This window comes from Bradyrhizobium sp. CCGUVB4N (assembly GCF_024199945.1).
Taxonomy (GTDB): domain Bacteria; phylum Pseudomonadota; class Alphaproteobacteria; order Rhizobiales; family Xanthobacteraceae; genus Bradyrhizobium.
The window spans coordinates 1341900-1353359 of sequence record NZ_JANADP010000001.1; the positions used below are offsets into that span (position 1 = coordinate 1341900).

The 11460-nt window shown below is 55.9% G+C and carries 10 protein-coding genes; 2 read left to right on the forward strand and 8 right to left on the reverse strand.

Annotation, left to right across the window (positions count from 1 at the left end; all coding sequences use genetic code 11):
• Nucleotides 1-553: 553 nt before the first annotated feature.
• Complete coding sequence (locus tag NLM31_RS06230) at nt 554-1561, reverse strand: glycosyltransferase (RefSeq protein ID WP_254128478.1); 1008 nt, start codon at nt 1559-1561, stop codon at nt 554-556.
• A gap of 220 nt (nt 1562-1781) precedes the next feature.
• Between NLM31_RS06230 and NLM31_RS06235 the strand changes: the two genes are divergently transcribed.
• Entirely contained in the window at nt 1782-1931 is a 150-nt protein-coding gene (locus tag NLM31_RS06235) for a hypothetical protein (RefSeq protein WP_254128479.1), read from the forward strand.
• Nucleotides 1932-2029: 98 nt separating this feature from the next.
• Here NLM31_RS06235 and NLM31_RS06240 read toward each other — a convergent pair whose 3' ends face one another.
• The 7 genes from NLM31_RS06240 to rfbB form a co-directional block, all read right to left on the reverse strand.
• Entirely contained in the window at nt 2030-2182 is a 153-nt protein-coding gene (locus tag NLM31_RS06240; protein ID WP_254191792.1) for a hypothetical protein, read from the reverse strand.
• Between the two features lie 37 nt (nt 2183-2219).
• Nucleotides 2220-3002 carry an ABC transporter ATP-binding protein gene (locus tag NLM31_RS06245; protein ID WP_254191793.1) on the reverse strand — a complete coding sequence of 261 codons (783 nt, stop codon included), beginning with the start codon at nt 3000-3002 and terminating at the stop codon, nt 2220-2222.
• A 2-nt stretch (nt 3003-3004) separates the two neighbouring features.
• Nucleotides 3005-3769: an ABC transporter permease gene (locus tag NLM31_RS06250; protein ID WP_254191794.1), complete on the reverse strand. Its 765-nt coding sequence runs from the start codon at nt 3767-3769 to the stop codon at nt 3005-3007.
• A 160-nt stretch (nt 3770-3929) separates the two neighbouring features.
• Entirely contained in the window at nt 3930-5666 is a 1737-nt protein-coding gene (locus NLM31_RS06255; protein WP_254191795.1) for a glycosyltransferase, read from the reverse strand.
• Between the two features lie 261 nt (nt 5667-5927).
• Nucleotides 5928-6800 carry a glucose-1-phosphate thymidylyltransferase RfbA gene (rfbA, locus tag NLM31_RS06260; protein WP_254191796.1) on the reverse strand — a complete coding sequence of 291 codons (873 nt, stop codon included), beginning with the start codon at nt 6798-6800 and terminating at the stop codon, nt 5928-5930.
• Nucleotides 6797-7690 (reverse strand): dTDP-4-dehydrorhamnose reductase, encoded by an 894-nt coding sequence (gene rfbD / locus NLM31_RS06265; RefSeq protein ID WP_254191797.1) that lies wholly within the window; start codon nt 7688-7690, stop codon nt 6797-6799. Before rfbD ends, rfbA begins: the two co-directional genes overlap by 4 nt.
• Before the next feature lie 7 nt (nt 7691-7697).
• Nucleotides 7698-8741 (reverse strand): dTDP-glucose 4,6-dehydratase, encoded by a 1044-nt coding sequence (gene rfbB, locus NLM31_RS06270; RefSeq protein ID WP_254191798.1) that lies wholly within the window; start codon nt 8739-8741, stop codon nt 7698-7700.
• Between the two features lie 1357 nt (nt 8742-10098).
• Between rfbB and NLM31_RS06275 the strand changes: the two genes are divergently transcribed.
• Entirely contained in the window at nt 10099-11340 is a 1242-nt protein-coding gene (locus NLM31_RS06275) for an O-antigen ligase (protein ID WP_254191799.1), read from the forward strand.
• Nucleotides 11341-11460 lie beyond the last annotated feature (120 nt).

Here is an 11460-nt window from a genome sequence, read left to right on the forward strand (position 1 = left end):
TGCTTGTGGCGTGAGCGTCATCGCAAATCCTTGCGATGAGAGTACGTCTCAGCATGATCGCTTGACCTCCGAGCTTAGTATGACCAGGCCCCGAGCACGTAGCCGCTGGGTTCTGTCGGTACATCGAGGCGACCAATTGGGTCCCGTCGCGGCATCTTCGACGAACCAGCGTGTTGCGCGGGCAACCACAGATACATGTTCGGATATACTTCTGACCGGGGATGCATACAGGTTGCCGGGTTGGCAGCGCCGAGCAAGCGACAGGCTGTCGATCGTCGGGGCGCGACTTTCGGCCTTACGGCTCGGGCCGTTTCTTTATAGTCTGGCCAAAGATCATTGCTGACCCATGCAGCAGAACGCCTATCCCTGAGAGCAACACGCCTCCGCGATTAAAAAGTGCTCATGTCCTGGATCCAGTGATGGGGATACTTACCCTGCTCGGTTCAAATGTGTGGACCCGTGCAATAGATAGTCCCCCGTTTCGTGAGATAATCAACCGTTGCGATTTGCGAAGAGATTGGCTTCGCCGCTGCGTAGATCACCGCGCTTGCCTTCACGACGCACGAGTCCGGATCAGTCCTGTCAGACAGTGCCTGATACCGACACCTACGTAGCCGATTGTTGGATCGCGCAGCAAAGTGCCCATCGCACGAAACATCAAAGCGTGTCGCTTCCTCAAGTGCGGTAGGATTGCTCCGATGTCGGTAAGGACGCGGTTCATCGCCTCGCGGTCACCGCGACGAACAGCCGTTACGTATTCGCCGTGAAGGTTGGCGTAGAATCGCGGCGCGATCAGGTCACGGACGAAATACCGATTCTGACGAGGATCGTCGGGAAAGGTCGTGGCAAGCTTGTATGCGTAGACCATACGCGACCTCGCCATGCGCGGGCTATACGATGTCGAGCCTGGATAGATGCGCCATTTCGAAAGAGGTTCGTCAAGATAGACGTGATCGTATCCGGCGCGAAACAGCCGTAGAAATAGGTCATCGTCCTCATAACCGGATAGCCTTTCATCGAATCCACCGACGGCCTCGAATGCTAGACGCGAGATGAGTGAGGCCGATGGCAGGATGAACATGTCCCTGGCCAGACACTCGATAATGCTTTGTTTCGGGTGTTGAGCCGGCACCCTATCCAAATAGCGCTTTGTGACCATTCCGCCGCTTTCATCGATTTCATCAAGGTTGCTGTAGACCCAGCCAAGCGGAATTCCGCGCTTCTTTCGGAATGGCTTGGACAGCCTCTCGAGGTGATGAGGATGCCAGACATCATCCTGATCAAGCAGGGCAATCAGACGGCTTTTGGAGTGGGAGATACCGAAATTTCGAGCAGACGATTGGCCGCCGTTCGGCTTGCGAAGAAGCCTGATCTTCGGATGTACCGTCGCCAGGCTTGCGACGATGGATGCTCCATGATCGGTTGAGCCGTCGTCCACAACCAGAACCTCGTTCGGGGGAAGGGTCTGAGCCAGCACGCTCGCGACAGATTCTTTGATGAACGTAGCGCCATTGTACATCGGAATAATAGCCACGATCGAGAGATCATCGGACGCCCCCATGGGAACTCCTAGTTGTCAACCTGCAGCAAAGCGGGTCTAATCTAAAGTTGAATCTATCGCAATGCGGGTGCCGAACACGTTTGCCGACAGCGCTGCGCGGAAGTCGTATCGCCGATGCGGATCAGCGCTCCGTGATCGACCAAGACACGTCGTCGTCCGACATAAGCAAGCAGCCCACCCCGACCGCGCCATCTGGGCGCCGGTGCATCCGGCGCCGAGCATGGTCGATCTCTCTGGCGGCGATGTGCTGATCGCTGACGTGCATCAAAACGATCCGGTTTCGGATGTCGTCGCGCTCGCGCAGGCCTGTAGCTGGCGTCTGATCGCCAACGCATCTGCGTCGACGATCCGGCCTACGCGCGGCGAGTGAAGAACGCGAGACTTCCGGGCTCCTTATCGCGGCCAAACGCGTCACCGTCAGCGTCATTCTTGAACGCACCTTCTCGTGAATTGAGGGATAGACGAAGTTCACGATCGCTTTGAAGCGATCGGCTTGCCGCTCTCCTTGGCATCGGCACCGTTATCAATCAGAGACCCATCCGGGCGCGAGGCGTCTTCCCTCAGATTGGCATTATCTCGAAGCTTCGCCGCCTTGCAAATAACCTGCTTGGAATTCAGCACGGCCTTAAACTCAATCCCGAACAGACGCTAGCAAATATCAAGTTCCACCAGAAAACATCTCCGAGTATGCTGCTAGGACAGCTTCAATTTCACCAAACATCTCGATTTGACCGCGCTCCATCCAAATGGCTTTTGTGCACCACTGCCGACAAATTTCGAAGCTATGAGAAGCAAGCACCAGGATGCTGGCTCGTTCAACGAAGGAAGCTACACGGTGCTGCGCTTTGGCAAGGAAAGCTGCATCGCCGGCCATGATCCACTCATCCATCAATAGGATTTCCGGCGAGAAGCAGGTTGCCACGGCGAACGTCAATCGCGTCATCATACCCGATGAATAGGTGCGTACCGGGATGCTCAAATAGTCACCGAGTCCCGTAAAATCGCCAATGTCCGCCATCTGCGATTCGATCTGGCTCGAGCTTAGCCCAAGCAGCATACCGCGCAGCCGGATATTGTCATATCCGCTCAAGTCAGCATCGATTCCCAAGGCGATATCAAACAGAGGTGATATCCGTCCACAGGACGCTACGTTCCCGCTTGTCGGTTGGTAGACCCCGGCCATTGCTCGAAGCAAGGTTGTCTTACCGGCCCCGTTGCTGCCGATGAGAGCTATGCGATCACCAGCGCTCAACCGGAAAGAGACGTTTCTGAGCGCCTCAACGACGATCCGATGACTGGCATCTGTTGCAAGCTGGCCGCCTGTGCCACGAAACAACAGATGCTTTTTGAGTGAGCGCGAACCTGTTTGGTAGATAGGAAAGGAAACGCTTACATCTTCAAACGCAAGCAGAGGCGTCCGCTCAGAGGCTGATGTAACCATCTTTAAATCCAATACGCGATTCGGCAGCGGAAGCGCGAAAGTAGATAGACTGATACGCCGATGTTGAGGACTGTGATCAATACGACTGCGAAGTAGTTTTCCGTTGATGGCATCTCTCCTAGGAGCGGCGCACGCGCCAGCTGCAGCAGATGAAAGAACGGATTATACCGGGTGATAAAGGCGTGTCCGCTCAGTGAGTCAGGCCGCCAAAAGATCGGTGTGAGAAAGAACAGAATTTGGACGACCGAATTGATGACTTGCGGAATGTCGCGAAATCTCGCGGAGACCATTCCAATTGTCAGGCTTGCAAAGATCCCGTTGACGACAATGGCCAAGAGACCAATGATCGCTAAAAGGGCAACCGATCCGGGCCAAATTCTGAAATAAATAACAACGCCCAAATATACAATGAAATTGTGCAAGAAAATGATCAGTTTGGTCCAGTTGAAACGAAAAACATAGACCGAGAAAGGCAGGCTAATTTGCTTGATGTAGCACTCAGAGCCGGTGAACAGCGTCCCACTCTCAGTCAAATAGCTTGCCATGAACGTCCAGACCAAGATGCCGGAACAAAAGAACGGAATAAATTGGTCGACTTCTTGCTGAAAGAGCTCGGCATATACCACGCCCAAAGCGATGACCATGACGCCCATGCTGGCGGTCAACCAAAATGGGCCCAGAACGGAGCGCCGATACCGCTGGACGATCTCGTTCCAGCCCAAGGACCCCCAAAGCCTCCAATGGGTCAGGCCATCCAGGAGATCCAAGCGGGCACTCCTGAAGCCTCGCGTGGTCCTCGTTGCCGGGCGGCGGACGTCGAACTGACTTCGATCAACAGACAATGGATGCATCGGCTTGCTCGGTTACTTCGCAGCGTGCTGAATTTGTCTCAAGTACGCAAAGACTTGAGATCTGAAGTGGGTTGAATCAATCATGCAGTCTGCCCGCGATAGTGGATCTGGATGCTATGCGCGCTCGAACTGGAGCCTCTTCGCTGAAGGGCTTCCCAATCACAGAATGATCACGCGCGGCTAGGTGATCTTGCCACGGCTTCCGGCGTCGCGGAGGAAACGCGAGTTCAAAGGATGTTGCCGCATCATTGACGAGATTGTCGTTGTGAAAGGGATCACGCGACAGTTCCAGGTTCCATGTTTTGAGCATGTAGGCGGCCTCGGCTCGCAAATCTTTCGAATTGCCTACGTGCGCGTCGGCGTTTTTGCGCCTGGATTGATGATGATAGAGCTCCGCATGCGGGGTCCAGATGTTCCGGTATCCGCAGCGTCTGACTTTCAGACAGAGGTCAACGTCATTGAACGTAACGGGCAGGTTGATTTCATCCAGTCCGCCGACCTGTTCGTACACCGATCTTCGTACAAGAAGACAGGCTCCAGCTACGGCGGAGACTTCGGAAACCAGCACGTTCCGACCGAAATATCCGGCCGCATTTCGGCGCAATCGATAATTGAACGGATTGGCAATACTGGGCAAGGCGAGCGCCAACCCGCCATGTCGAACGCGACCATCCGAATGGACCAGCCTGGCCCCAACCGCGCCCGCGTCGTCTCGAAGGGCCCATGAGACCATTTCGGAAAGCCAACCCGGATTGATGACCTCAATATCGTCACTCAACAAACCGAGTATTACTCCGTTTGCCTGACGGGCCGCCATATTGATCATTGCAGAATAGTTGAATGCGCCCCTGTGTGTGAGGGTACGAACGCGAGGATCGCCACTGAGCCTTTGAAGCAGCGATTGGCGTTCCGTGGATCGGCTTTCGTGTTCAACCACAAGAAGCTCGACGTTGGGATAGTCGGTCTGCTCAAGGACATCTCTTGCGCAAGTGGCAGGCAGGCCCGATCCGACGAGCGTTGGGACGATGAGGGTGACGGTCGGCGCCGTTGCTGGAGGCTTTCGGCGAACACGCACCCAATGCGGCAAAACGGGATGTGATTCCGCGACGGCGTTCTCATGACTTCTCTGCAGGTGTTCGTCGATGGCTCGTCGAGCCGCTTGAGCACACCGCGTGGGTTTTGCTTCGGAGAACGACTTCGCTCCAAAATCGCGACGCCAGTGATAAAGGACAGTTGGAATGTGGTGAATTCGATCGGGTGAGCTGGATTCAACACATCGCAGCGCGAGATCGTAGTCCTGGCTACCTTCAAAGCCCAATCGAAATCCGCCGACGCTCTCCAGGAGAGAGCGCCGATAGACTCCCAAATGACTAATGAGATTGTGGCCCAAGAACAGTTCTTTATTCCAGTCGGTCTTAAAATAGGGTGACTGACGGCGACCTCGCCGATCGATCTGATCTTCATCGCTGTATATGATGTCGAGATCGGAGCGGTCATTGAGCGCCACGGCGACTTCATAAAGGGCGTGTGTAGAAAGGACGTCGTCGTGATCCATCAAGGCGACGAACTCGCCTTGAACGAGCGATAACGCAGAATTGGAGGCGGCCGAAATGTTGCCGTTAACGGCTCGCCTGACCAGTTTGATTCGGGGATCTCTCGTCGACTCTTCCAGTAAGGCTTTTACAAGCCGATCCGGCGATGCATCGTCGGCAATGCACAGCTCCCAGTTTGGGTACAATTGCTCGCGAACGCTTTCAATTGCCGCGCGGAGAGCCCAGGTCGGCGGATTATAAACCGGCATAACGACGGACAATAGGGGCTTGTATCGTAAGAGGTCTACATGTCGACGGATTGCGTCAACATCTGACGGGGTTAGCGTGTCATATTGCTGTACCCACCTCTGGTATTGTCGAGTTTGCAGTTGGTTCGTAGCCTTGAATAGACGTTTGAGCGGCGAGCGCATCCAGCTCGGTAAGCTATGCGCGCGCGACCTCAAATCGTCGAGGTGTTCGTTTGAAGCGAGTTTGCGGAACACTTTCTTGCAGTCTCTCTATGCTGATCCTATGTTCCGCGGTCAGCTGTGGCCATCGGCAACGCCAACGACGTATCGCGCGTAGTCACCTTTTCCCAACGACCCGGCAAGCCGGATCAGTTGGCCGCGATCAATGAATCCCTGTCCGAAGGCGATCTCCTCTGGGCACGCTATTCTGAATCCCTGACGTCGCTCGAGCATGGAAACAAACTCCGCCGCGGTGAGCAGGCTGTCGGGCGTTCCGGCGTCAAGCCACGTGAAGCCGCGACTCATGCGCTCGACAGTAAGCTGCTCCCGATCGAGGTAAGCCCTATTCAGATCGGTGATCTCAAGCTCGCCTCGAGCCGACGGCCGTATACCGGCCGCCAGATGGGCAACCTGTGGGTCGTAAAAATAAAGTCCCGTCACCGCAAAGTTGGACTTTGGTTGTCTTGGCTTCTCCTCAAGGGAATTGGCCTTGCCGCTCTCATTAAAGGTGATGACGCCGTAACGCTCAGGATCTGAAACCTGATAGGCGAATACGGTGGCGCCGATTTTGCGTGCACGTGCGTTCGCAAGCAGCGCAGGAAGACCGTGCCCAAAGAAAATATTGTCGCCTAAGATGAGCGCCGAATTGTGCCCTTCCACAAACGTCGCGCCAATAACAAAGGCTTGTGCCAACCCCTCTGGCTTTGGCTGCGCCTTGTACGACAATGACATCCCCCATTGAGTGCCATCTCCAAGAAGGGACTGGAACAACGGCAGATCGTGGGGCGTCGCTATAATCAAAATGTCTCGAATACCTGCGAGCATCAGGGTCGTAAGGGGGTAGTAGATCATTGGCTTATCGTAGACCGGCAGAAGCTGCTTGGATGTCACTGCCGTCATTGGATAAAGGCGTGTACCGTTCCCACCGGCAAGGATGATTCCCTTCATAGTCCTTTCTCCTCATGCGAAATGCGATCCAAGCAGGCCGAGATGGATGATGGTGTCGGTGGCAAGCTGATCTCGAAAAGTGAGCGCAACCGTTCGGTGGAAAGTTGTGAATTGGTTGGCCGTAGGGCCGCGGTCGGATAGTCAGCGGACGAAATGGGTTCGACTGCGGCCGAGGGACCCGCGCGTTTCGCGCTCTCGCTAAAAATCAGACAGGCAAATTGATGCCACGTCATAGCGTCCACCCCGGCGAGGTGGGTAATCCCGCTATATTGCTGCCGCCAATGTCTCAACCTTCTGGCGATCGAGACGATCGAAGCGGCGATGTCGGGCGCATAGGTCGGGCAGCCTCGTTGATCGTCCACCACACGAACAAACTCGCGCTCCGCGCCTACCTTCAGCATCGTGCGAAGGAAATTGTGCCCAAACGGCGCATAAACCCAAGACGTCCGCAAGATCACGTGTCGAGGATTTGCAGCTGCGACAGCAAGTTCGCCCTCCAGTTTGGAGCGTCCATAAACGCCTTGCGGATTAGGTTGGTCCGTCTCTACGTAGGGGCCCGGCTTTTTGCCGTCGAAAACGTAATCAGTGGAGAGATGAACGATAGTCGCGCCAATCGCGTTTGCCGCTTTCGCGACTTCACCGGCCGCGTCGCGGTTTATGGCATAGGCTAGATCGGGTTCCGTCTCCGCCCGATCAACAGCTGTGTAGGCAGCTGGATTGATCACGATATCCGGCCTGAACGACGCAATTGCACTGGCCATGGATTGGGGCCGCGCAAGATCGAGCCCGGGCCGGCTCGCAAAACCAATGACCAAGTCGCTCACGAACGCAGCCAACTCCTTGAGGGACCTCGATACCTGTCCCTTCGTCCCGATCACGTAGAGGCGCACGATGTCCTCATCCTCTTACAAGACCGAGGCGTTCGCCGGCATATACCGTCTCTCTTAGAGGCTGCCACCAATGTTGGTTTGACAGGTACCAACGGACCGTCTTCGCAAGTCCGCTCTCAAACGCCTCTTGCGCCCGCCAACCCAGCTCGTTTTCGAGTTTCGAGGCGTCGATAGCATAGCGGCGGTCGTGACCCGGCCGGTCCGGCACGAATTGGATGAGCTCGTGATGCGACTGATCAGTTGGACGCAGTAGGTCCATCCACGAGCAAACCTGGCGCACCACATCGATGTTCCGGCGTTCACTTCTTCCGCCTATATTGTACGTCTCGCCCGGGCGTCCGCCCTTCAAAATGAGGCCAAGTGCGCGCGCATGGTCTTCAACATGGAGCCAGTCGCGCACATTCGAGCCAGTCCCGTATATGGGAAGCCGCTGGCGATCCAGGGCATTGAGGATCATCAACGGGATGAGCTTTTCCGGGAGTTGGTAAGGGCCGTAGTTGTTCGAGCAATTGGAAACGATCACCGGCAAGCCATACGTTCGACACCATGCCTTCGCGAGATGATCCGATGCAGCCTTGGTCGCAGAGTAAGGAGAGCTTGGATCGTACGGCGTAGCTTCAGTGAATAGTCCGCGCTCTCCGAGCGAACCATAGACTTCATCAGTCGAGACGTGCACAAAGCGAAAGTCCGGCAGATTTTGAGATGAGAAGTGTCGCCGGGCAGCTTCGAGCAAGGCGAAGGTCCCGATCACATTGGTTTGTACGAAGACATCCGCCCCTGAAATCGATCGATCAACGTGGCTCTCAGCGGCCAAGTGAACCACGCCATCGGGGCGATATTTGGCAAACAGAGCGTCAACGGCCTCCTTGTCACAGATGTCCCGCTGCTCAAAATGATAGCGCGGATTGTTGGCAATGGGTGCCAATGACGCCAAGTTCCCCGCGTAGGTTAGCTTGTCCGCCACGACCACTTCGTAGCCGAGCTCTAAAACGAAATGACGGCAAACCGCCGACCCGATAAAGCCGGCGCCACCCGATACGAGAATGCGCATTCAATTGCTCAAGCTTCGGCAGCTGAAAGGCGGGGTTACGCCAACCCGTCTTGGCTGCCCTTGTCCTTTGACAACGGGAATCGGTCCAGGGTTCCCGCAATCGACCTCGAAGGCGGGATCATCTCGAGCGATGGCGCGATCGCACCGAAGTGATGAGTTCGTCGGTCGGCTTGCATATCCCGGCCGTCGGCATCGATTGACGTACCCATGCGGGAAGCTTTGATGGAGCGCCAGTCCCATTTGGGATAGGCGCGTTCGTTATGGTCGCTGCGCAGCCTTCGGCGAGGAGCGGCTGCTCGGCCTATCGGCAACAGTTCGCCAGCCGAGGTGAAGCGTGAAGTTTGCGCGGCCCAAGGTCCACGCTATGTAGGCGCGTCTCAAACGTGCCACGATCATGAAGTGCGTAAGGCTAGCCGAGTACGGCTTTCGTGCTCTTGGCGATCATGCCGGTTGCCCCTCTGCCGAGTATCATGTGGAACAGCGGTTCTTGCCGGTACGCTAGCATGGTGGGCGGGCCAATATCACTGCAGCGCGCGTTCGCTTGAAATGGACTCGAAATAGGTCCGCTCAATGCAAAAGGCGCTTGCTCATTGAGGGGCCCTGATTGTTGCGCGCGTGCGGCCGAGGACACGGCGCCCTGGGCCCCATATGGTAACTGAGTTCAACGGACGATTTTTTCGAGCTAGTGGAGCCTACGCCCTTCGCGAGAAGAACCGCGGCAGGTGGATGCCGTCCCAAATGGGACGCGCGGTGAGTTTATTCCACTGCTATGTGCCTCGCTGGGACTCCCAAACCAGTCTGTGGCGTCGCTGCGCCGATCGAGGACAATCCCGTTGAGCGATTGGCAGAAGCGGGGCAGCAGGAAGCGTTGACGTCCATGACCCGCGAATGACACCACCTGCGCGCTCTTGGAAAAGGGGCCTCACGTTTGGTGAACATCGCGGGCTCGACAACAGGGCTGGTAAAAGGACCGTCAGCTCGTGGATTTGCCATCACGAAATCTCACTGGATCATCTTCCGCGCATCATCGACACAGACAGTGCCGTTCTTTTCCGAGTGTCCTGCTTGGGAAAGCGCGCAACAGCTAGCCGAATTTGGCGGAGGTAGAAATTGTAACCGCCTGTTTCGCGCGTCCTTCCAGGGAAACATGGTCGAACCAATTACGATATTGTGATCGATCCGCTTCATAAGCCTCAGTGCGGCCGCTGTTGGCTGCAATGGGACACGGGTGCTCAATATGCAGATAACGTCAGCTGTTCTACTTTGTTCTCGGCGATTTGTGTCCGAGGCGTCGCTCGCCTGCACAACGTGGAGCGGCCCAGAGGTCGGCCGTGCGGACAGCCTGAGGCTGCGGAATGTGGACATCGTCGTGCTTGCGCTTGTGGCCGGACTGCCCTGGTCGACGACCCTAACCAGCATACTCGGAATCGTAATCTTCTTTGGTATTTTGACAACGGTCCGCACAGAGCGGATGCTCGCGACTATCAGTCGTCCCGCCGGCGCGTTGCCGCTCGCGCTCGTGTTGTTAGCGGCGATAGGGGTAACCTGGGCAAGCGGAGTCTCTTGGGTGGAGCGGCTCAGTGCTTTGGGAAAAATGACCAAGCTACTGTTGCTCCCGCTCCTGTTGTTCCATTTCCAATCCAGTCCGCGGGCAAAATGGATGTTTGCAACCTTCGTAGGCTCGAACATGATTCTGCTTGCCTACTCGTTCGTTGCATCGGCGGTGCCGGAATTGGCGATTGTTCAAAGGGTCGGTGGCCTCGGCGTTCCCGTGAGAAATTACATTGACCAAAGCCAAGGGTTTTCGCTCGTTGCAGTGGCGTTGGCAGGCCTGTCATTCGAGGCTGCGTCGCAGCAGAAACGTCGTTGGGTTGCGGCGCTGGGTGTGGTCAGTCTCCTATTCTTTGCTAACCTTGCCTTCATCAACGTTGCCCGAACGGCGTTCGTCTATTTGCCGATAATGCTGGTCCTCCTGACAATACGTTACTCAAGCCAAAGAACTGCGTCGGTTGGGTTCATCGGAGCCTGCGTGTTATGCGGGGCATTGTGGCAGACGTCTCCCAATCTCCAACGAAAAGTCTCTGCGATTTTCATAGAAGTGGCTGCATTCCAGCCAGATGCCGAGATCGGAGAGAAAGAGCCTTCGGCAGCTGAGAGGCTTGAATTTTGGCGCAAGTCGTTTCAGTTCATTGAAACAGCGCCGGTCCTGGGTCATGGGACTGGTTCGATCCGACGCCTTTTCGAGCAAGAATCGATTGGGCGAACTGGAATATCGGCGCTGGTTGTGAGCAATCCTCACAATCAGACGCTTGCTGCCGCGGTGCAATGGGGCAGCGTTGGAATCCTCCTCGTCTGGACTATGTGGATAGCGCACGTACTGCTGTTCTGCAGCAGGGCCCTTGTCGCCTGGATTGGAATGCTTGCGACAGTGCAGAATATCGCAAGCTCGATTTTCAATTCGCACCTGATGGACGCGTACGAAGGCTGGCTTTACGTATTGATGGTCGGGATTGCAGGCGGGGAACTATTGCGGATTGAGAGTCGTAAGCCGGCCCCTTTGGATTCGGCCATCGCGCCCAGCTCGCGCCATGTTGAGTAGGCAAAATCTATCCGTATCCGCGTCACGTCCAAGTATCTTTACGGTTTCCGGGACGCTTCGGCGCTCCCCCGTTCATTTCAAGAATGCTTTGGTGGAACGCTCTTCAAGATGGCATCGGTC

Coding starts and splice junctions, on each gene's coding strand:
- NLM31_RS06230 (WP_254128478.1), bottom strand. CDS start 1,561: ATGGGGGCGTCCGATGATCTCTCGATCGTGGCTATTATTCCGATGTAC.
- NLM31_RS06235 (WP_254128479.1), top strand. CDS start 1,782: ATGGTCGATCTCTCTGGCGGCGATGTGCTGATCGCTGACGTGCATCAA.
- NLM31_RS06245 (WP_254191793.1), bottom strand. CDS start 3,002: ATGGTTACATCAGCCTCTGAGCGGACGCCTCTGCTTGCGTTTGAAGAT.
- rfbA (WP_254191796.1), bottom strand. CDS start 6,800: ATGAAGGGAATCATCCTTGCCGGTGGGAACGGTACACGCCTTTATCCA.
- rfbB (WP_254191798.1), bottom strand. CDS start 8,741: ATGCGCATTCTCGTATCGGGTGGCGCCGGCTTTATCGGGTCGGCGGTT.